The 20,158-nt window shown below is 70.5% G+C and carries 14 protein-coding genes and 3 pseudogenes; 9 read left to right on the top strand and 8 right to left on the bottom strand.

Features of this window, described 5'->3' with window-relative positions; all coding sequences use genetic code 11:
* Nucleotides 1-11: 11 nt before the first annotated feature.
* Nucleotides 12-2,042: a PQQ-dependent sugar dehydrogenase gene (locus AB0H32_RS28775; RefSeq protein WP_361126035.1), complete on the top strand. Its 2,031-nt coding sequence runs from the start codon at nucleotides 12-14 to the stop codon at nucleotides 2,040-2,042.
* 6 nt (nucleotides 2,043-2,048) lie between these two features.
* On the opposite strand, the gene AB0H32_RS28770 is transcribed toward AB0H32_RS28775, so the two are convergent.
* Nucleotides 2,049-3,875: a long-chain fatty acid--CoA ligase gene (locus AB0H32_RS28770; RefSeq protein ID WP_361126074.1), complete on the bottom strand. Its 1,827-nt coding sequence runs from the start codon at nucleotides 3,873-3,875 to the stop codon at nucleotides 2,049-2,051.
* Between the two features lie 308 nt (nucleotides 3,876-4,183).
* Entirely contained in the window at nucleotides 4,184-5,677 is a 1,494-nt protein-coding gene (locus tag AB0H32_RS28765) for an MFS transporter (protein ID WP_361126032.1), read from the bottom strand.
* A gap of 109 nt (nucleotides 5,678-5,786) precedes the next feature.
* Here AB0H32_RS28765 and AB0H32_RS28760 point away from each other — a divergent pair, with 109 nt between their 5' ends.
* Nucleotides 5,787-6,770: an Lrp/AsnC family transcriptional regulator gene (locus AB0H32_RS28760; RefSeq protein ID WP_361126029.1), complete on the top strand. Its 984-nt coding sequence runs from the start codon at nucleotides 5,787-5,789 to the stop codon at nucleotides 6,768-6,770.
* On the opposite strand, the gene AB0H32_RS28755 is transcribed toward AB0H32_RS28760, so the two are convergent.
* Nucleotides 6,752-7,630, bottom strand: coding sequence for a LysR substrate-binding domain-containing protein (locus tag AB0H32_RS28755; protein WP_361126026.1), 879 nt, complete (start codon nucleotides 7,628-7,630; stop codon nucleotides 6,752-6,754). The two genes, AB0H32_RS28760 and AB0H32_RS28755, sit on opposite strands and share 19 nt — an antisense overlap.
* Before the next feature lie 145 nt (nucleotides 7,631-7,775).
* On the opposite strand from AB0H32_RS28755, the gene AB0H32_RS28750 reads away from it, so the two are divergent.
* Nucleotides 7,776-8,810, top strand: coding sequence for a bile acid:sodium symporter family protein (locus tag AB0H32_RS28750; protein WP_361126023.1), 1,035 nt, complete (start codon nucleotides 7,776-7,778; stop codon nucleotides 8,808-8,810).
* Here AB0H32_RS28750 and AB0H32_RS28745 read toward each other — a convergent pair.
* Together AB0H32_RS28745 and AB0H32_RS28740 are read right to left on the bottom strand one after the other, a co-directional pair.
* The gene (locus tag AB0H32_RS28745; protein ID WP_361126020.1) at nucleotides 8,760-10,637 is read right to left on the bottom strand and encodes a sialidase family protein; all 1,878 of its coding nucleotides are present in this window, start codon (nucleotides 10,635-10,637) and stop codon (nucleotides 8,760-8,762) included. The two genes, AB0H32_RS28750 and AB0H32_RS28745, sit on opposite strands and share 51 nt — an antisense overlap.
* A 140-nt stretch (nucleotides 10,638-10,777) precedes the next feature.
* The gene (locus AB0H32_RS28740) at nucleotides 10,778-11,695 is read right to left on the bottom strand and encodes a zinc-binding dehydrogenase (RefSeq protein WP_361126017.1); all 918 of its coding nucleotides are present in this window, start codon (nucleotides 11,693-11,695) and stop codon (nucleotides 10,778-10,780) included.
* A gap of 121 nt (nucleotides 11,696-11,816) precedes the next feature.
* Between AB0H32_RS28740 and AB0H32_RS28735 the strand changes: the two genes are divergently transcribed.
* Together AB0H32_RS28735 and AB0H32_RS28730 are read left to right on the top strand one after the other, a co-directional pair.
* Nucleotides 11,817-12,254 carry a MarR family winged helix-turn-helix transcriptional regulator gene (locus AB0H32_RS28735; protein WP_361126014.1) on the top strand — a complete coding sequence of 146 codons (438 nt, stop codon included), beginning with the start codon at nucleotides 11,817-11,819 and terminating at the stop codon, nucleotides 12,252-12,254.
* Between the two features lie 19 nt (nucleotides 12,255-12,273).
* The gene (locus AB0H32_RS28730; protein WP_361126011.1) at nucleotides 12,274-12,801 is read left to right on the top strand and encodes an isochorismatase family protein; all 528 of its coding nucleotides are present in this window, start codon (nucleotides 12,274-12,276) and stop codon (nucleotides 12,799-12,801) included.
* A gap of 284 nt (nucleotides 12,802-13,085) precedes the next feature.
* Here AB0H32_RS28730 and fdhD read toward each other — a convergent pair whose 3' ends face one another.
* From fdhD to AB0H32_RS28715, 3 genes and pseudogenes are all read right to left on the bottom strand, one after another.
* Nucleotides 13,086-13,934, bottom strand: coding sequence for a formate dehydrogenase accessory sulfurtransferase FdhD (fdhD, locus tag AB0H32_RS28725; RefSeq protein ID WP_361126008.1), 849 nt, complete (start codon nucleotides 13,932-13,934; stop codon nucleotides 13,086-13,088).
* Nucleotides 13,935-13,941: 7 nt separating this feature from the next.
* Nucleotides 13,942-14,625, bottom strand: a pseudogene (locus AB0H32_RS28720) (Fe-S-binding domain-containing protein); the annotation flags it as partial.
* A gap of 2 nt (nucleotides 14,626-14,627) precedes the next feature.
* A pseudogene (locus AB0H32_RS28715) lies at nucleotides 14,628-14,758 on the bottom strand (molybdopterin-dependent oxidoreductase); the annotation flags it as partial.
* A gap of 197 nt (nucleotides 14,759-14,955) precedes the next feature.
* Here AB0H32_RS28715 and AB0H32_RS28710 point away from each other — a divergent pair.
* From AB0H32_RS28710 to AB0H32_RS28695, 4 genes and pseudogenes are all read left to right on the top strand, one after another.
* Nucleotides 14,956-16,080 (top strand): hypothetical protein, encoded by a 1,125-nt coding sequence (locus AB0H32_RS28710; protein ID WP_361126005.1) that lies wholly within the window; start codon nucleotides 14,956-14,958, stop codon nucleotides 16,078-16,080.
* Nucleotides 16,077-18,455, top strand: a complete 2,379-nt coding sequence (locus tag AB0H32_RS28705; RefSeq protein WP_361126002.1) for a hypothetical protein — start codon at nucleotides 16,077-16,079, stop codon at nucleotides 18,453-18,455. Before AB0H32_RS28710 ends, AB0H32_RS28705 begins: the two co-directional genes overlap by 4 nt.
* Nucleotides 18,456-18,535: 80 nt before the next feature.
* Complete coding sequence (locus AB0H32_RS28700; protein WP_361125999.1) at nucleotides 18,536-19,096, top strand: hypothetical protein; 561 nt, start codon at nucleotides 18,536-18,538, stop codon at nucleotides 19,094-19,096.
* A gap of 564 nt (nucleotides 19,097-19,660) precedes the next feature.
* Nucleotides 19,661-20,158: pseudogene (locus AB0H32_RS28695) on the top strand (3-oxoacyl-ACP synthase); the annotation flags it as partial.

The raw sequence follows: 20,158 nt of genomic DNA, 5'->3' as shown, positions 1-20,158 counted from the left end.
GGGGAACCCCCATGAATCTGAAGAGAGTTCTGCCGTACGGCGTCGCCACGGCCCTCGCCCTGCCCCTCGCGGGCCTGAGCCAGGGCACCGCGCTCGCCGCCACCGACTACCAGGCCGAGAGCGCCCGGATCTCCCAGGGCACCGTGGCCACCAACCACACCGGATACACCGGCACCGGCTTCGTCGACTACACCAACATCAAGGGCTCCTATGTGGAGTTCACGGTGAACGGGGCCTCCGCGGCCACCTCGGCGGTGACCTTCCGGTACGCCAACGGCACCGCCGTCGACCGGCCCATGGACATCTCCGTGGGCGGCACGGTCGTCGCCTCCGGCGTGTCCTTCCCGGCCACTGCCGACTGGAACACCTGGGCCACCAAAACCGTCAACGTCCCTCTGAAAGCGGGCTCCAACAAGATCCGCGCGACCGCCACCACCGCCGACGGCGGCCCCAACCTCGACCGCATCAGCGTCGACGCGGCAGCCGACACCCAGGCCCCGACCCGCCCCGGCCAGCCGAGCTGCTCCGACATCGGCGAGGACGGGCTCACCCTGGCCTGGGGTGCCTCGACGGACGACGTGGGCGTGACGGCGTACGACATCTACGAGCACGGCAACAAGATCAGTGAGGCACCGGGGAGTTCGACCTCCAAGGCGCTGACCGGCCTCAGCCCCAATACCACCTACAACCTCACCGTCATCGCCCGCGACGCAGCCGGCAACACCTCCTCCGCCAGCCCCGTCGTCGACTGCACCACCAGGCCCAGCTCCGACACCACCCCGCCGACCGAGCCGGGCACGCTCTCCGCCGCCGACGTCACCGCGAACAGCGCCGATCTGACCTGGGGTGCCGCCACGGACGACCGGGCGGTCGCCGCCTACGACGTGCGCAGCGGGAGCACCGTCTACAAGACCGTCACCGACGGCACGTCCACGACGCTCACCGGGCTCGCCTGCAACAGCCCCTACTCGCTGAACGTGGTCGCCCGCGACGCCGCGGGCAATGTCTCGCCCGAGAGCAACACGGTGAACTTCACCACCAAGGCGTGCGCGACGGACGGCGGCGTCCCGTCCTCCATCGCCACGCTCTCCACCGGCTGGACCATCCCCTGGGGCACCTACTGGATGCCCGACGGCAAGACCGCGCTGGTCACCGAGCGGGACGACTTCCGGGTCTGGAAGGTGACCAAGGACGGCACGAAGACCCAGGTCGGCACCGTCCCCAACGCGGTCACCACCAACGGCGAGGGCGGCCTGCTCGGCGTCGCCGCCGACCCCAAGTGGGACGCCAACCACTACGTCTACTTCATGCACACCGCGTCCGAGGGCAACCGCGTGGTCCGCATGACGTACGACGGCACGAAGCTCAGCGACTACAAGATCCTGCTCCAGGGCATCAAGAAGAACCGCTACCACAACGGCGGCCGCCTCGCCTTCGGCCCCGACGGCTACCTGTACGTCTCCACCGGCGAGGCCCAGACCCCCGACCTCGCGCAGGACAAGAACTCCCTGAACGGCAAGATCCTGCGCATGACGACCGACGGCAAGCCGGCCCCGGGCAACCCGTTCGGCAACTACGTCTACTCCCTGGGCCACCGCAACCCGCAGGGTCTCGCCTTCGACCGCAGCGGGCGCCTGTGGGAGGCCGAGTTCGGCAACAGCTCCAAGGACGAGCTGAACCTCGTCAAGCCGGGTGCCAACTACGGCTGGCCAACCTGCGAGGGCAACTGCAACGTCTCCGGGATGACCAACCCCAAGGCCACCTGGAACGTCTCCGAGGCCTCGCCCAGCGGCATCGCCATCGTCCGCAACGTGATCTACATGGCCTCCCTGCGCGGCGAACGCCTGTGGCGCATCCCGATCGAGGGGGACACCGAGAAGGTCGGCACACCGACCGCGTACTACGTCGGTTCCTACGGCCGGCTGCGTACCGTCACCAAGGTGCCGGGCGCCGACCAGCTGTGGCTGTCCACCACCAACTGCGACAACAACGGAGGCGCGGCGGACGGATCCGACAAGATCTTCAAGGTGACGATCGGCTGAGGGCCGTCAGGCCCGGTAGAGGGCCTCGACCTCGGTCTCGTACGCCTTCTCGATCGCCTTCCGCTTCAGCTTCAGCGACGGTGTCAGCAGGCCGTGCTCCTCGGTGAACGGCTGCGCCAGGATGCGGAAGGTGCGGATCGACTCGGCCTGGGAGACGAGGGTGTTGGCGGCGACCACCGCCCGTCGCACCTCCGTCTCCAGGTCCGGGTCGCGCACCAGCTGCGCGGCCGTCAGCTGCGGCTTCCCGCGCATCTGCAGCCAGTGCTCGACGGCCTCCTGGTCGAGGGTGACCAGGGCCGCGATGTAGGGACGGTCGTTGCCGACGACGATGCACTGGTTGACCAGCGGATGGTCACGGACCCGCTCCTCCAGGACACCGGGGGAGACGCTCTTGCCGCCGGAGGTCACCAGGATCTCCTTCTTGCGGCCGGTGATGGTCAGATAGCCGTCCTCGTCGAGCGAGCCGAGGTCGCCGGTGGCGAGCCAGCCGTCGTGCAGGGTCTCGTCGGTGGCCTTCGGGTTGTTGAGATAGCCCTGGAAGACGTTCCCGCCGTGCAGCCAGATCTCCCCGTCGTCCGCGAGGTGCACGGTGACGCCCGGGATGGCCTGGCCGACCGTGCCGTAGCGGGTGCGCTCCGGCGGGTTCGCGGTCGCCGCCGCCGTCGACTCGGTCAGGCCGTAACCCTCGTAGATCTGCACGCCCGCGCCGGCGAAGAACAGCCCCAGCCGGCGGTCCATTGCCGAGCCGCCGGACATCGCGTTGCGGATCCGCCCGCCCATCGCCGCGCGCACCTTGGCGTACACGAGCTTGTCGAACAGCTGGTGCTGCATCCTGAGGCCCGCCGACGGGCCCGGCCCGATGCCCCAGGCCTTGGCCTCGACGGCCTCGGCGTACTTCACGGCGATCTCGACCGCCTTCTCGAACGGTCCCGCCTTCCCGTCCTTCTCCGCCTTGCGCCGCGCCGCGTTGAAGACCTTCTCGAAGATGTACGGCACCGCGAGGATGAACGTCGGCCGGAACGCGGCCAGGTCCGGCAGCAGCGCGGCCGCGTGCAGCTGCGGCTGGTGCCCGAAGCGGACGCGCCCGCGGATCGCCGCGACCTCCACCATCCGTCCGAAGACGTGCGCCAGCGGAAGGAACAGCAGCGTGGACGCCGCGTCGTCCTTCTTGGTGTGGAACACCGGTTCCCATCGCTGGATCATCGTGTCCGCCTCGAACATGAAGTTCGCGTGGGACAGGACACAGCCCTTGGGGCGGCCCGTGGTGCCCGAGGTGTAGATGATCGTGGCGATCGAGTCGGGGGTGACCGCCTGCCGGTGCCGGTGCACCACCTCGTCGTCCAGGTGCGCGCCCGCGTCGTACAGGTCCCGCACACAGCCCGAGTCCAGCTGCCACAGCCGTTGCAGCTGCGGGAGCCGGTCGATGACGGTCGCGATGGTCATCGCGTGGTCCTCGTGCTCCACGATCGCCGTCGACACCTCGGCGTCGTAGAGCATCCAGAAGCACTGCTCGGCCGAGGACGTCGGGTAGATCGGGACCACCTGGGCGCCGACCGTCCACAGCGCGAAGTCGAACAGGGTCCACTCGTAGCGGGTGCGGGACATGATCGCGACCCGGTCGCCGAAGCGGACGCCCTGCGCGAGGAGCCCCTTGGCGAGCGCGAGGACCTCGTCGCGGAACTCGGCGGAGGTCACGTCCCGCCACTCACCCGTTTCGTCCTTGCGGCCGAGGGCGATGTGCAGGGGATCCGTCTGGGCATGGTCGAAGACGGCATCGGCCAGGCCGCCGACCGGCGGCGCCGACGCCAACGGAGGGTTGGTGAACTCGCGCAAACCTCGCTCCCCGTCTCCTCGCTCCTCGGTCACGCCCGCGATGCTCCGCTCAGCGCCGTGAAAGCTACCTCACACTTTCGCCGGGCGGGAGGGGCATGGAAACCCAGCAAACCGCGCCTTCTGCCCGGACGGCGACCGGAAAATGCCCTCACATGGGGAAGGGCCGGACACAATACTGACGGGTCAGTAAGTTTCGGCTCCGTAATCTCCACCGAATCTGTACGACCCGATTACCGCCCACGGTCCTGACCTCACACGGCGAAAGGGCGGCCCCGGGCACCCCGGGACCGCCCTCGCCGCATCGCCCGTCACCTGCGCGAGGGCACCGCCGCAGCCTCCTGCCCCACGGCGCCGGACGCCGCCGTCGCCGCGGGCCGCGGGGCCCGCACCAGCACCAGCACCAGGGCGCCCGCGGCGATCCCGGCGAGGCCCGCGACCACCAGCGTGCCGTTCAGACCCGAGGCGAACGCTGCGCGCAGCGTGTGCCCGGACACGCTGCCGCGCAGCGCCGCCGCCCCGCCGCCCGCCAGGGCATGGGCCGCACCGTGCGGGAGCGGGCCGGTCATCCGGGAGGTCAGCACGGTGCCGAACACCGCGACGCCGAGCGCGTACCCCAGCTGCCGGACGGTGTTCACCGCGCCGCCCGCCATCCCGGCGCGCTCACCCGGCACCGCCGCCAGCGCCGCACCGGCGACGGTCGGCGAGACGAACCCGGTGCCCACGCCCACCAGCACGAATCCCGGCGCCAGGGCCGTCCAGCCGGAACCCGCGTCCAGCACGGCCTGGCAGATGTTCCCCGAGCCGATCAGCAGCAGTCCGCCGCCGATGGTCAGCCGGGCCGGTACGCCGTGCAGCAGCCGCCCCACCAGCACCGCGACGATCATCGCCGCGACCGTCATCGGCAGCAGCGTCAGCCCGCCGCGCACCGGGCTCATGCCGAGCAGCGTCTGCATCCAGATCGACAGGTACGGCGTCACCCCGAACGCCACCCCGTTGAAGGCGAACGCCCCCACCATCACGCCCACGAACGCCGGCTTGCGCAGCAGGGCGAGGTCCAGCAGCGGATGCGCCGCCCGCCGCTCCACGAGCACGAAGACCACCAGTGCCAGTGCCGCGCAGGCGAACGCCGTGAGGGCCGCGGGCGCCGTCCAGCCGTCCTCGCCGGCCCGCACCACCGCATAGGTGACCCCGCCGGCGAAGCAGGCGAAGGCGACCGTGCCCGCCCAGTCGACCTGCATCCCGCGCGGCCCCCGCGACTCCGGCACCATGCGCAGCGTCAGCCACACCTCGACCACGCTCACCGGCAGGTTCACGAAGAAGATCCACCGCCAGCCGGGCCCCTCGGTGAGCAGACCGCCCAGCACCGGGCCGATCGCCGCGGCTCCGCCGCTCACCGCGCCCCACACCCCGAGCGCAGCCGACCGCCGCGCCCCCTGGTAGACCGAGCCCAGCAGTGGCAGAGTCGTCGCGAACATCGCCGCGGCGCCGACCCCCTGCAGCGCCCGCGCTGCCACCAGCACAGCCGGCCCCGACGCCAGCCCGCACAGCAGCGACGCCACCGCGAACAGCACCACACCCGCCACGTGCACCCGGCGGCGCCCCAGAACGTCGGCGGCGGCTCCCACCCCCAGCAGCAGCGCCGCCAGCGCGAGCGCGTACCCGTCGACCACCCACTGCAGATCGCTCAGCGAGGCGTGCAGCGCGCCCGCCATGTCCGGCAGCGCCACCACCACGATCGTCACGTCCAGCAGCAGCATGAACGTGCCCAGGCACACGGCCGTGAGCGTCCCCCATGTACGCATGTCCTCAACTCCCTGTACGACGGCTGCGTATCGCTCCGTACGATGCGTACGAGACGGCCGATCGGAACGGAACCGGCCACCATGACGAGGAAATCCGACAGGTGAGTCCATGCTGACGATGGAATCCGACATCTTCGACCACCTCGATCTCCAGCTGCTGTCCGCCCTGGAGATCGACGGCCGGGCCCCCTTCAGCCGGATCGGGCAGGTGCTCGGCGTCTCCGACCAGACGATCGCGCGCCGCTTCCGCCGCCTGTCCGCCGAGGGGGGCCTCAGGGTCGTGGCGCTGCGCGACGCCGAGGCCCTCGGCCAGGACCAGTGGATGCTCCGCCTGCGCTGCGCCCCCGACAGCGCCTCCGTCATCGCCGACGCGCTCGCCAAACGCCCCGACACCTACTGGATCGGACTGGCCGCCGGCGGCACCGAAATCGTCTGCATGACCCGGCCGCGCAGCCCCGGCGACCACGACGACCTCCTCCTCGGCAAGCTGCCGCGCACCCCGAGCGTGGTGGAGATCCGTGCCCAGCAGCTCCTGCACCGCTTCTACGGCGGCCCCGCCGGCTGGCTGCCCAAGTTCCGGGCGCTGAGCGACGACCAGATCGCCGCCCTGCGTCCCGAGCGCCCGGTCCCCGCCGGACCGGCCCGCATCGAGCCCGAGGACGAACCGCTCCTCGCCGTCCTGCAACACGACGGCCGCGCCACCCACCCCGAGCTGCAGCGCGCCACCGGCCGTTCCGAGTCCGCCGTCAAACGCCGCCTGGCCGCACTGCTCGCCTCCGGGGCCGTGTACGTCGACGTCGAGTACAACTCGGAGGTCCTCGGCTACGCCCGGGCCGCCGTCCTGTGGATCACCACCGCCCCCGCCGCCCTGCACGCCGTAGGAGAGGCCCTTGCGACCCACGACGAGATCGCCTTCGCCTCGGCCACCGCCGGCCCCTCCCACATCGTGGTCACCGCGGTCGTCCGCGACACCGCAAGCCTGTACGCCTACCTGAGCGGACCCCTCGGCCGGCTGGAGGGGGTGCAGCACGTGGAGACCACGCCGTTCCTGCGCCGGGTGAAGCAGCTGACGTATCAGCGTGCGCCGCGCTGACCCCGGTGCAACCGCTCCCCGCCCCCCAGGATCGCCGCCGCCAGGGCGTTCGCCGCGCCCTCCGCGGCGCCCCGCCGGCAGCCGTGCACCAGGACGAAGTCGACCTTGCCCAGCTCCGGCAGGCCCGCCCGGTCCGGCAGCCGCAGCAGGGCCGGTGGGATCAGCCGGCGCGAGTGGGCCATGACACCGAGCCCGGCGCGGGCGGCGGCGATCAGGCCATTGAGGCTGCCGCTGGTGCAGACGATGCGCCACTCGCGCCCCTGGGCCTCCAGGGCCTGCAGGGCACGGGCCCGGGTGATGCCGGGCGGGGGATACACGATCAGCGGGACCGGCCGGTCGGGATCCAGCCGCAGGTGCTCGGAGCCGATCCACACCAGGTCGTCACGCCACACCAGCTCCCCGCTCGGATCCTCGGGGCGCCGCTTGGCCAGCACCAGATCGAGCTTGCCGGCGGCCAGCTGCGCGTGCAGGGTGCCCGACAGCTCCACCGTCAGCTCCAGGTCGACCTCCGGGTGGTCGTAGCGGAAGCCCTCCAGGATCTCCGGCAGACGGGTGAGGACGAAGTCCTCCGAGGCGCCGAAGCGCAGTCGGCCCCGCACCCGGGTGCCGGTGAAGAACGCCGCCGCCTGCTCGTGCACCTCCACCAGCCGGCGCGCGAAGCCCAGCATCGCCTCGCCGTCCTCGGTCAGCTCCACGGAGTGGGTGTCCCGGGAGAACAGCTGGCGGCCGGTGGCGTCCTCGAGCCGGCGCACATGCTGGCTGACCGTCGACTGACGCAGCCCGAGGCGCCGGGCTGCCTGGGTGAAGCTGAGCGTCTGGGCCACCGCCAGGAACGTGCGCAGATGCGTGGGGTCGTACACGGCGCCAGCGTACGCCCGGTCATCGTGGAGCGTGATGACAGTAAGAACGGTATGCGGGATTCCCGATCGGCCGCGGGGAGAGGACGATGGGGAGGGTCCTGCGGACCCGTGACGAGCCACCCGACCCAAGAGCACGTGGAGCACCGTGAAACGCCTGCGCTGGCCGAGCCGGATGCCGATCGACCCGTACATCGTGCTGCTGCTCGGCACCGTGGGCGTCGCCGCGCTCTTCCCGGCCCACGGCACCGGCGCCGAGGTGGCCTCGGGCGCGTCGACGGCCGCGATCGCCTTCCTCTTCTTCCTCTACGGCGCCCGGCTCTCCACCCGTGAGGCACTGGACGGCCTCAAACACTGGCGCCTGCACGTCACCGTGCTGGCCTGCACCTTCCTCGTCTTCCCGGTGCTGGGCATCGCCGCCCGCGGCCTGGTCCCGGTGCTGCTGACCCAGCCGCTCTACCAGGGGCTGCTGTTCCTCACCCTGGTGCCGTCCACGATCCAGTCGTCGATCGCCTTCACCTCGATCGCCCGGGGAAACGTGCCTGCCGCGATCTGCGCCGGCTCGTTCTCCTCGCTGGTCGGCATCGTCATCACGCCGCTGCTCGCGGCGGCGCTGCTCGGCAACTCCGGCGGCGGGTTCTCCGCCGACTCGCTGGTGAAGATCGTGCTCCAGCTGCTCGTGCCGTTCCTCGCCGGGCAGGTGCTGCGGCCCTGGATCGGCGCCTTCGTCGCCCGGCACAAGAAGGTCCTCGGCCTGGTCGACCGCGGCTCGATCCTGCTGGTCGTCTACACCGCGTTCAGCGAGGGCATGACCCAGGGCATCTGGCACCAGGTGAGCCCCGCACGGCTGGGCTCACTGCTCGCCGTCGAGGCCGTGCTGCTCGCCGTGATGCTGGTCCTGACCTGGTACGGGGGCAGGGCGCTCGGCTTCGGCCGGGAGGACCGGATCGCCATCCAGTTCGCCGGGTCGAAGAAGTCCCTCGCCTCCGGCCTGCCCATGGCGAGCGTGCTCTTCGGCGCGCACGCCTCCCTGGCCGTGCTGCCGCTGATGCTCTTCCACCAGATGCAGCTGATGGTGTGCGCGGTCATCGCCAAGCGGCGGGCCCACGACCCGCAGGAGCCCGTTGGGCCGTCAGCCGCCCACACGGTCCAGGGGCAGCCACAGGACCGTGTCTCTCGGTGACCGCTGCACCTTCGGGTCGGCCAGCTCCTCGTCGGTCAGCACGCGGTCCCAGACGCGCACCTCGTCGATCGCGCCGGTGAAGAAGGCCCTGCTGTCCATGCGCTGGCCGATGTGGACGCCGAAGGCGTCGTTGCGGCTGACGGAACCCGGCACGTCGGCGACGCCGGACTCCACGCCGTCGACGGACAGGGACAGCCTGCCGGCGCCCCGGCGCAGCACCGCATGGTGCCACTGGCCGTCGTTGTAGGCCGTGGACGTGCGGACGAACGCGGTCTGCGGAGTGGCGGCGCCGTTCCGCACGGTGATGAGGCCCTGCAGCCGGTTGTTCGCAGGCTCTCCGCGCAGCCACACCTGCGGCTGACCGGTGCCGACCCCGCCCATCCACAGCAGCGGCTGCTCCCCGGTGGTGGCCGTGTACCGGAACCACAGGGACGCGGTGAAGTCCTTGCTGCCCAGGGGCAGCTCCGGGCGGTACGGCAGGCGCACGGCGTCGTCGGTGCCGTCGAACTCCAGCGCGCCGCCCCGGACCCCGTCCGTCTCCTCGGCGCCGCCGAGCACCGCGGCCGGACGGGCGTACGGGGCGTAGTCGGCGGTGTGCGGGTCGGGACCGCGGCGCGGGGCGAGCCAGTCCTCGGTGAAGCGGGCGAAGCGGATCTCGTCGCGCGCGTCGACCGCCCCGCCCTCGTACAGCAGGCCCACGGTGTCGTGGTCGGCGCGTACCAGGTCGGAGTAGCCGGACCAGTCCGTGGTGACGACCGTGCCGCGGTCCACGCTGTCCCAGGTGCGGCCGCCGTCGTAGGAGGAGCGGATCATCATCGTGCGGCGCCGGTCGGGGTCGGCGGGGCAGGAGAGCAGGATGCGGTCGCCCAGGCGCAGCATGGAACCCTGCACCATCGGGGCGTACAGGTCCGGCAGGTCGTGGAAGGGCGCCGTGAAGCTGGTGCCGCCGTCCCGGCTGACGGTCTGGGTGCGGTGGCCGAGGTCGGTGCCGTCCTGCTCCCGGCCGCTGACCAGTATCGAGCCGTCCGTGCGTTCGGCCAGGGTGAGTTCGGAGGGCTTCTGCCGGAAGGTGCCGTCGTCGGCGATCGGCCAGGTGTCGGTGGCGCCGATGCGCCAGTGACCGCCGTGGTCGTCGCTGACGATCAGCGCGGCGTGGTTGGCGGTGACCCGGCTGCCGTCCCACGTCTCGGTGTTGACCCCGAAGACCAGCCGGCCGGCGTACCGGCCACGGGTGAGCTGGATGCCGTGCACGGGGCCCGTCGCGTACCACGAGTTCCAGTCGGCGGGCAGGATCTCGGGGCTCAGATCGCGCGGCGCGGACCAGGTCAGGCCGTCGTCGTCGCTGTACTGCAGGTGCGGGGTGCGGTCACAGGGCACCGTGCAACTGGCGCTGTCCGTACGGCCGGTGTTGTAGGTCTCGGCGATCCAGATCCGGCCGGTGTCGCGGTCCACGACCGGTGCCGGGTTGCCGTGGGTGTCGCCCGCGCCGTCGTTGACCACCTGCAGCGGGCTCCAGGTGCGCCCGCCGTCGGTGGAGCGCTTGACCACGATGTCGATGTCGGCCGCGTCCCCGCAGTTGAGGACCCGGCCCTCGGCGAACGCCAGCAGGGTGCCGTCGGTCGTCCGCACGATCGCGGGGATGCGGAAGCAGGCGTAGCCCGGGTCCTGGGACGCCTTGAAGAGGATCTGCTGGGTGAACTCCGGTGTACCGGCGCCCGGCTGGGCGTGCGCGGGGTGCGGCGTGGCGAGCGGGAGCACCAGCAGCGCGGCTGCTGCGAGGAGGGTGACCAGAACGGATCTGAGACGGGCGTGAAGACCTGACGGCATGGCGCGACCTGCCTTTCGGCACACGGACGTCCGGACATCCGGACGTCCTACGTCCAACGTCCGTCCCATCGAAGGTAGTTGGGGCTCGGGAGCCCCACAAGAAGCGTGCAGAACAAGAGCGGAACAAGAAGCGCGGACGGCTACGGGCGCAGGATGACCTTGCCGAGGTTGGCCCGCGTCTCGATCACCTCGTGCGCCTTCGCCGCGTCCTCCAGTGCGAACTCGCCGTGCACGGCGGGCTTCAGGGTGCCGTCGGCGAACATCCGCCACAGCTCCTGGCGCCACTGCTCGTACAGCTCCGGCCGGCCGGTGGCGATCAGGCGCATCTGGAAGCCGATCACCGACTTCGCGCCGGCCAGCAGGTCGTACGCCTGGACCGTGCCGCCGCCGGAGCTGTAGGCGACCAGCCGGCCGTGCGGGGCGAGCGCGGCGACGGCGGGGGTGAGCAGATCGCCGCCGACCGCGTCCAGGGCGATGTCCACGGGCTCTCCCCAGCTGTCGTCGCCGTACCGGACGCAGTCGTCCGCGCCGAGGGAGCGGACGAACTCCGCCTTGTCCGGATCGGAGACGGCGCCCACGATCCGGTGCGCGCCCCGTGCCCGCGCGAGCTGCACCGCGAGATGGCCGACTCCGCTCGCCGCTGCCGTGATCAGCACCGACTCGCCCGGCTCGGGGCGGGCTGCCGTCAGCGCGCCGAGCGCGACCAGCCCGCTGCGCACCAGAGCGACCGCGTCGACGGCGGTGGCCTCGTCGGGCACGGGAGAGGCCATGGCCTCGTGCAGCACGGCGAAGTGGGCGTACCCGTGGCCGAAGCACAGCCCGGTGACCCGGTCGCCGGTGCGGAAGCGGGTCACGCCCTCGCCGACCGCGATCACCTCGCCGGCGATCTCCCCGCCCAGCGCGATCGGCTCGGCGGCCTCGGCGACCTTGCGGACGACGGGCAGGGTGACGCCGACCGCCTCGCAGTGCACCAGCAGCTCGCCGGCGCCGGGCTCGGGGACCGGAGCCTCCTCCAGGAACAGGGGACCGCCGGTGGATTCATAGCGGACGCGACGCATCGCAACCTCCGGACGCCGGACGCGCCGGCAGATCGTTGGGAACACCCATGAACTCGTTGGGAGTCCCAACGGTACACAAGATTCATTGGGAGGTCCAACGACTCTTGGGTAGGCTGGCCGCATGGCCGAAGCACCCCTCCCCGCGATCCGCGCCCTGCCCAGCTGGCTCCTCGGCCGGGCCGCCGCCCGCGGCCGCGCCCTGGTCGCCGACGCCCTCGCGGCCGAGGGCATGAAGATGTGGCACCACGTGGTCCTCTCCGCCGTCCGTGACCTCGCCCCCGTCGCCCAGGCCGACCTCGGCCGCAGCGTGGGCCTCGACCCCAAGGACCTGGTCGGCGTCCTCAACGACCTGCAGTCCGCCGGTCTCGTCGTGCGCGCCCCCGACCCGAAGGACCGGCGCAAGAACGCCGTCTCCCTCACCGGTGACGGCGACCGCCTGCTCACCCGCTGTGAGAAGGCCGCCGGCCGGGCGAACGACGAGCTCCTCGCCCCGCTGACGACGGCCGAACGCGATCAGTTCATGGTCCTGTTGAACCGGATTTCCGGCACGGACGGCTGACGGCGGCTAACGTTCCGTCATGACCGCAGCTCCCGTGCTTGATCCGCAGCGCACCGCTCTCGTCCTCGTCGACCTGATGGACCGCATCGTCGCGCTGCCCCTGGAACCCCGCAAAGGCACCGATGTGCTCGCCGCCTCACAGGAACTGGCGGCCGCCTTCCGTGCCGTCGGCGCGCTCGTCGTCCTGATCAGGGTCGAACGCCCCTCGGTCGCCGAACAGCCGCCCGGCAGCGATCTGGTGGCGGGACTTGCGAGGGACGGCGACCTGGAGGTGGTCAAGCGCACCATCGGCGGCTTCCAGGGCACGGACCTCGACCGGCGGCTGCGCGAACACGGCGTCCGCACCCTGGTGTTCGGCGGCATCGCCACCAACCTCGGCGTCGAGTCCACCGCCCGGGCCGCCGCCGACCTCGGCTACGACCTCGTCTTCGTCGAGGACGCCATGGCCGCGTTCACCGCCGCCGAGCACGAGGCCTCCGTCCGGCTCGACTTCCCGCGACTGGGCACGGTGACGAGAGCACCGGAACTGAGTTTCACCAACGGTTGAGCCCCTGCTACGGCAAGGGCCCGCCAACATCCACTGGTGCCCGCGCGCCGGCCATGAAGAGAGCCGTAGGGGGCGCGCCGGTGTCGAGACCGCGTGGGGTGCCTCCCGCTCGAGCGCAGTCGAGAGCGGGGGAGCGCGCAGGTGCGAAGCGCTGAGCACGATCGTGGTCCCGACACCGGCTGAGGCGCCCCCACAGGCGAACGGAGCCGAAACAGCGGGGCCCCTGCGGCGCAGGGGGCGCTCCCCGCCGGTCGGAGCCCCGCCGCCGCGCCGCGGTGAACCGGTCAGCCCTGGGCGGCCTCGGCCTTGAGGGCGACGCGGTCCTCGCCCGCGTACACGTTCATCGAGCTGCCCCGCAGGAAACCCACCAGGGTCAGACCCGCCTCGACGGCCAGGTCCACCGCCAGCGACGACGGCGCCGACACCGCCGCCAGCACCGGGATGCCCGCCATCACGGCCTTCTGCGCCAGCTCGAACGAGGCCCGGCCCGAGACCAGCAGGATCGTCCGGGCGAGCGGCAGCTCCCCGTTCTGCAGCGCCCGCCCGACCAGCTTGTCCACCGCGTTGTGCCGGCCCACGTCCTCCCGTATGTCCAGCAGCTCCCCGGCCTCGGTGAACAGGGCGGCCGCGTGCAGGCCGCCGGTCCGGTCGAACACCCGCTGGGCCGCCCGCAGCCGGTCGGGGAGGCTCGCCAGCAGCTCGGGCGTGACCCGCACCGGGGGAGTGTCGGCGATCGGCCAGCGCGCGGTCGTGCGTACGGCGTCCAGGCTGGCCTTGCCGCACAGCCCGCACGAGGACGTGGTGTACACGTTCCGCTCCAGGGTGATGTCGGGCAGCTGGACGCCCGGGGCGGTCCTGACGTCGACCACGTTGTACGTGTTCGACCCGTCCGCGGTCGCCCCCGCGCAGTAGACGATGTTCTGCAGATCGGCCGCGGCCGCGAGGACCCCCTCGCTCACCAGGAACCCCGCCGCCAGCGCGAAGTCGTCGCCCGGTGTGCGCATGGTGATCGCGAGCGGCTTCCCGTTCAGCCGGATCTCCATGGGTTCCTCGGCGACCAGCGTGTCCGGCCGGGTGGAGACTGCCCCGTCCCGGATCCGGAGGACCTTGCGTCGTTCCGTGACTCGTCCCATGTCCTGATCAGCCCCGGTTCTGTACGTGCTGGTAGCCGAAACGGCCCTTGATGCTGAGATTGCCGTGGGTCACCGGGTTGTCGTGCGGCGAGGTGACCTTCACCGTCTCATTCTCCTGCACATGGAGCGTGAGGTTGCAGCCCGCTCCGCGGTACGCGCACACCGTGCTCGTCTCCGTCTGCCGCACCTCGTCCCAGGTACCCGCCGCCCGCCTGTCGAACTCCGACCCGGACGACAGTGCCCCCGTCGGACCCACCTCGACGCAGTTCCCGCAGTACACGCACGCGGAGTCGGCCGGCGGCGCATCGTGCTCGACGGCGATCCGGGCGTCGAGGCGGCGCCCGGCGACGGAGATCACGAAGGTGTTCTGCCACTGGTCGCCGCAGGCGTCGACGCACTTGTAGCACAGGATGCACTCGCCGTAGTCGCGGACGTACAGCTCGTTGTCGACCCTCGGCTCCTCGTTCGGCCGGGCCGCGCCGGGGCCGAAACGGTCCGGCTCCGCCTCGTACTCCTTGATCCACTCGGCCGCCCTCGTCGACGGGTCGGCCGAGGAAGCCGGCAGCCCCGGCACGATCTTCCGGCCGTGCCGGACCCGCTCCGTGTCCGTGCGGACCTCCATCCCGGGCTCGGCCCGCCGCGAGCAGGCCGGCACCAGCGTGCGCGACCCCGCCACCTCCACCACGCACACCCCTTCCAACCGTGGCCGAGCCGGGCCGCCGGAGCGCAGATGATGTCGACGTCCTCGCGGGCCCGGCCCGGCGGGTCACCGCCCGGCGCACCCGCTGCACCCGCCGCTCGCTGTTGGTGGTCGTGCCAGCCGTACGCCGCCGCAGGCTCCTTTCGTGCGTGCTTGCCGGCAGGTTCCGTGCAGGGCGGGTCCTCCTGCCCGGGAAGCCCAACTGACCTGCTTTTTCAGCCTGTTGGTGGTGTATCATCCGGGGGAGCCACCGGGTCAAAGGGGACGCCCCGTGGCTGCGCGCCATGCAAGACCTGCGCCAGGGCCAGGAGGGGCGACCCGGTGATAGACGACGCCGATGTACGCCGCGGGCGGTTGGAGTTCGAGCGGCAACGGCCACTGTTGCTCGAAGCGGAGAAGCACCTCCGAGCGCTGATGGACAACCTTCTCCGGACCGATGGCGTCGATTTCGTCTCGGTGACTTCGCGCACCAAGCAGACGGACAGCTTCATGGAGAAGATCCAGCGCAAGGCTTACCAGGACCCTTTGCGGGACGTCACCGATCTGGTGGGGATCCGCGTCATCACTTACCACGTGAGTGACGTCGAGCGCATCGCGGCCTTGGTGGAGAAGTCCTTTGCCGTCGACCCTGCCCGCTCCCCCAGCCACGGCCCCGAGACCCCGGAACTGTTCGGCTACGCCTCCCGCCATTTCGTCGTGCGCATCACCAAGGACCGGGCAGCTCTCCCGGAATGGCAACATCTGAAGGATGTGACGGCCGAGATCCAGGTCCGCACGGTTCTGCAGCACGCCTGGGCCGACATGAGTCACAAGCTCGCGTACAAGAACGAGATGGAGGTCCCGGCGGTCCTGCGGCGCCGGCTCGCCAGGCTGAGTGCGTTGTGCGAATTGGCCGACGAGCAGTTCGAAGAGCTCCACAGGGCGCGAACGAGCCTGAGCCACGCCTATCAGAAAGACGTGAGAGCCGGACGCCTCGATCTGCCCCTCGACTCCGCCGCGCTCGCCGCCTACCTCGACGGGAGTCCGGCTGTCCAGTCCCTGAGGGAGGCGGCTCGCCGAACCGGGTGGCGGGTACGGGATGAAGAGGACGGGGAGTCACTCCCTCTGCTCGGCATCCTGCGTGCCCTTGATGTGCACACGGTCAGTACGCTGGACAGCATTCTGCTGCTGCCCGCGTCCCGACTGGACAGCGTGCTCTCTGCGCTGCGACAAGTCATCGCGCAGGCCCGAGCAGCTGCCACCAGCCGGGCATCCGATCCCTCCGAGACCATCCAAGGGCTGGCCCTGCTGGTGGTGACGGCCGAGCGAATCGGCCCGTACGGCCAGGCGGATCCGCTGATTCAGCCGCTGCTCCTGGAGGCCGCTCCGCAGGAGGAGTGGATGGTCCTCGACCAGGCTTTCCAGGCGTTGGCCGGCAGCCATGCCCGCTTGGGGGAATCGTCATGAATCGGAACCCGTACACGGCCTTCGAAGTGCTGGTTCAGCTGGACAACGAGTTGTTGCGGCGCCATCTGCTGGACCAGCAGATCCGCGAACTGGTGCCCTGGGACCACCGGCCGCCGGCCGTCGACGACCCCCAGGAGTTACTGCCGTTCGCGCGCTCCTACCAGCGGCGCGGGCGAGTCTGGCGGGTTGCCTGCTGCGCATCGCCGGGCCGGATCGACACGACCTCATCGGACTGGACGCGTTTCCGTGAGGATCTGGAGACCGACTACCGCGGGGAGATCGGACTCTTCGTCACGCTCGGTGAAGTGAGTCCAGCTGTGGTCGCCGAGGCCGCCGAGCTGAACCGCAAGAGTATGCACAGTCTGCTGCTTGCCCGCCCGACGTGGTGCGACCTGGCCAAGGATCCCATAGGCATGGACGACTTCCTGGACTACGCCGTACAGCGCGCCAAATCCCACTCCACTCCTGTTCCCCTGAGCGTCAAGGCGACGCGTCAGTGGATCGCACAACGGTGTACGGCGGAGCAACTCGTAGGCGACTCCTGCCAGCAAGCCTCCGCCGTTTTCCTCCGTCGGCACCAACTGCCCCACCACGCAGAGCTGTACGTGCGGCGCAACCTGGACCAGCACGTCGAAATGGCGGTGCGTGCACTGAAGCCGTCCAAACTTCACCGGACGATGCGCCCCCGATGGATTCGCCCCCGCAAGGGACACGAGGGACACCAGATCGAATGGAAGCGCTCCATGCCTCCACAGGCCATGGTGGTACGGGACCTGTCCGGTGCGGGCAAGACGACCCTGTCGGTGCAGCTCGCCACATCCGGAGCCGAGCACTTCGGCGTCGTCAGGGCCGCTGTCCAGGGGAAGCTCGATGATCTCAGCTGGTGCGGTGGCTACACCACGCCCGAGATCTTCCGTCCGTCGCTCGAGGTCTTTCAGAGCCTGGTCGCCGCCGACCGGCCGTTGTTGTACATCGTTGATTCGCTGGACGAGGCTCAGGGCGACGGCCGAGCGCTCCAGGAGGTGGGGGCTCTGTTCCGGCAGATCCCCACGCTCAACGCCTTCGCCCAGAGGCAGGGGTACCTCGGCTTCCCGATCCTCATGCTGTTCACAGTGCGCGACGACTACTGGGACCGGTGGCTCACCGCCTTCGAGGGGCGAAATGTCATCCAGCACCAGAAGGTCATCTCGCGCTTCTCCGATGAGCAGGTCCGCGAAGCCCTTGGTAAGTACGCCCACTGCTACGGCTACTCCCTGCTCGGGCATCCCCGCCGGGAGGCGCTGGACATCCTCTCCGTTCCTTTCAATCTCCAGGTGTTCTCCGAGGCTCACGCCCGCCAGGGCCCTTTGAACCTGCACGAAGTGCTGACGCAGAACGTTCTCGGCCGCTACTTCGAGCGCAAACGCGAGGACATCGGCCGCCGGGGAATCCCCGGGCTGGGCGCGAAGGCCCTCATGGCTCTGTGCACCCGGATCGCGCTGGCCATGGTTGAGGCGAGCACCCAGCAGTTGAGCCGGTACGGCCTTCTTCGAATCATCACCGAGGCGGCCGCGGTGCCGCGTGGTATGGAGGAGGACACCTTGTTCGCCCTGGTGTCCGAACAGATCCTCGTCCGACAGGCAGACGGCAGCACCGAGTCGTTCGCTCTGCGTCATTCGCGTTTCACCGAGTACCTCGTCGCCTACCACGCGGTTCTGACGATCGACGCGACGGGCAAGACAGAGGGACTCGATGCGGTCATGACAGCAGTGGAACGTGTGCCCACCATCTCCATCTTCCGGGTCAACGAGGCGGTCCGTTTCATCTGCGACTTCGACTACCCGCAGCTGACCGGCCTCGTCGGTGACTACTACGCAAGCTCGCGCGGGTACATGAGGCAGAGCCTGCTGCGTATTCGCGCGGAGCTGGGAGCGGGCCGCAGCACCGATCAGTTCGACATCGCTTCCATCTACCGTGCCTCCAACTCGAACGATCCCGACCTCGCGGTGGAGTCGTTCATGGTGCTGGCTGCGCGGCACAACCAGCAGCCCGTCGAGCGCCTGGTGGACTCCTTCGGCGTGGCCTGGCAGTCCGCCACGGGCCGTCCGGACAGATGGCGTGTGCTGACCAAGGCGGCGCGGGCCGGAATTCTCCTGCAGGGAGAGGTGGTTCAGACGCTGGCGGACGACGCGAGCGCCAAGGAGTGGGAAGTCTTTCTCGGCTTTGCTCTAGAAGGCTGCCACAGTGCGACGGCGGTGGCAGCCCTGCGCGATCTGGATGGCGTCGTGGAATCCGTGCGAGGCAACCCCGACCCGGAATGGGCCCAGGTGCGCGGGCTCCTGTGCCTCCTGATGGAGAACCACCCCTACGTGCCGGGTGTGGTGTTCGGCGGCTGAACGCAGCACAACGCCGACGACCGACGCGGGGAGGGGTTTCATTGGGAGCGTGGACTGCACTCGTCAGTGCGGTGGTCGGTGTGATCGGCACCCTGACAGCGACCGTGATCACCCAGAGCAGGGCCGACCGCATGAAGCGGTTGGAGCTGCGGACCATGGTGGACCAGCAGGCTGCAGAGCGTGCTCATGCAGAAAGCCGACACAGGGTTGAGCAGGCCGAGAACGAGCGGCGTGATGCCTCGCAGCGCAAGAGAGCCTGCTACATCGCGCTGAACACGGCAGCGCGCCAGTACCTCAGCGCCCAGGATGCCATGCTCCACGCGCTGCGCGCCGGTGCGGGGAAGGACGATGCCGTGGCCGAACTGGAGGTGGTCAGGCGTGACTACCGAGCCTGCTACGCGGAAGCGCAGATGACGCTCCCGCTTCCGGTCCTGGTCCGGGCGCGCCCCATCGACCGCAGTCTCAACAGGACCTTTGGGCACCTGAAGCGGCGCGCCCTCTACGGCGCTGCCCGCCTCACACTGGAAGAAGTGGGCGTGCTCCTCGACGAGAACTGGGTCTGTCTCGAAGAGCTGCTGCACATCATGCGGGACGACCTCGGCATCGATCCGGTCCCCCAGGGTCCCTCGCCGACGAACTAGGCCGCAGCGCCGAAGGAGGCACCCGGTAGCGGGAGAGCGCCCTGGCCGACATTCGGTCGACGCGTTCCGTGTGCAGTGCCAGCTCCGCCGCGACCCCCTGGCACGCGCTCCCCTTCCAGCCGGCGATCGTGGTGCTCGGGCTGTCGTCGCGTCCTCACGCAGTGCCAACGATGAGATCCCCTCGCCCTCCTGATGACACCCCCTCGCCTTCCTGGTGCACGGACTGCTGTACGCCGTCTTCAGACCCTCGACGTGCTCCTGGTCCGTGTGCCACGCACCGAGGGCCGTGGCGCCACGGCGGGTGAGCCGCCCGACCACCGCTTCCTGATCGCACTCGCCTGGGCCCGGGTGGGTGCGACCTTCGCGTGCGGGTCCACGAACCCGTCCAGAAGGCGGCCGCAGCCGTTCAACGGGTGGCCGACGGGAAAGCTCGGGCGTCCGAGGGTCTGCAAGAAGCCGACAACCCGGACGGCCGATTCCTGTGACTTCACCTGCCGTCGTACCCGCGAGTCACTGATCAGACTGGTGGATCCCGCTACCCACGGCAACGAGGGGGATCCCGCCATGAACGGCTCGCGCATCACCGCCATCGGTCACTACCAGCCCGCCAAGGTGCTCACCAACGAAGACCTGACGGGCCTGGTCGACACCAGCGACGCATGGATCCGCAGCCGGGTGGGCATCCGGACCCGGCACATCGCCGGACCCGACGAACCGGTCGACGAACTGGCCGCACACGCCGCCGCCAAGGCCCTGGCCGCCGCCGGACTCACCCCCGGCGACATCGACCTGGTCCTCGTCGCCACCTCCACCGCGGTCGACCGCTCGCCGAACACCGCCGCCCGCGTGGCCGCCCGCCTCGGCATCCCGCAGCCGGCCGCGATGGACGTGAACGTCGTCTGCGCAGGCTTCACCCACGCCCTCGCCACCGCCGACCACACGGTCCGGGCGGGTGCAGCGACCCGGGCGCTCGTCATCGGCGCCGACAAGATGTCCGACGTCACCGACTGGAGCGACCGCACCACCTGCGTCCTCGTCGGCGACGGCGCCGGGGCGGCCGTC

Origin of the sequence: Streptomyces sp. NPDC020362 (genome assembly GCF_040642095.1) — a bacterium.
GTDB lineage: Bacteria > Actinomycetota > Actinomycetes > Streptomycetales > Streptomycetaceae > Streptomyces.
This window is presented reverse-complemented; position numbering and strand designations above follow the sequence as displayed.

What these genes read in the sequence shown, in the direction of transcription:
- AB0H32_RS28775 (WP_361126035.1), top strand. Translation starts at nt 12, where the DNA reads ATGAATCTGAAGAGAGTTCTGCCGTACGGCGTCGCCACGGCCCTCGCC.
- AB0H32_RS28765 (WP_361126032.1), bottom strand. Translation starts at nt 5,677, where the DNA reads ATGCGTACATGGGGGACGCTCACGGCCGTGTGCCTGGGCACGTTCATG.
- AB0H32_RS28760 (WP_361126029.1), top strand. Translation starts at nt 5,787, where the DNA reads ATGCTGACGATGGAATCCGACATCTTCGACCACCTCGATCTCCAGCTG.
- AB0H32_RS28745 (WP_361126020.1), bottom strand. Translation starts at nt 10,637, where the DNA reads ATGCCGTCAGGTCTTCACGCCCGTCTCAGATCCGTTCTGGTCACCCTC.
- AB0H32_RS28740 (WP_361126017.1), bottom strand. Translation starts at nt 11,695, where the DNA reads ATGCGTCGCGTCCGCTATGAATCCACCGGCGGTCCCCTGTTCCTGGAG.
- AB0H32_RS28735 (WP_361126014.1), top strand. Translation starts at nt 11,817, where the DNA reads ATGGCCGAAGCACCCCTCCCCGCGATCCGCGCCCTGCCCAGCTGGCTC.
- AB0H32_RS28730 (WP_361126011.1), top strand. Translation starts at nt 12,274, where the DNA reads ATGACCGCAGCTCCCGTGCTTGATCCGCAGCGCACCGCTCTCGTCCTC.
- fdhD (WP_361126008.1), bottom strand. Translation starts at nt 13,934, where the DNA reads ATGGGACGAGTCACGGAACGACGCAAGGTCCTCCGGATCCGGGACGGG.
- AB0H32_RS28705 (WP_361126002.1), top strand. Translation starts at nt 16,077, where the DNA reads ATGAATCGGAACCCGTACACGGCCTTCGAAGTGCTGGTTCAGCTGGAC.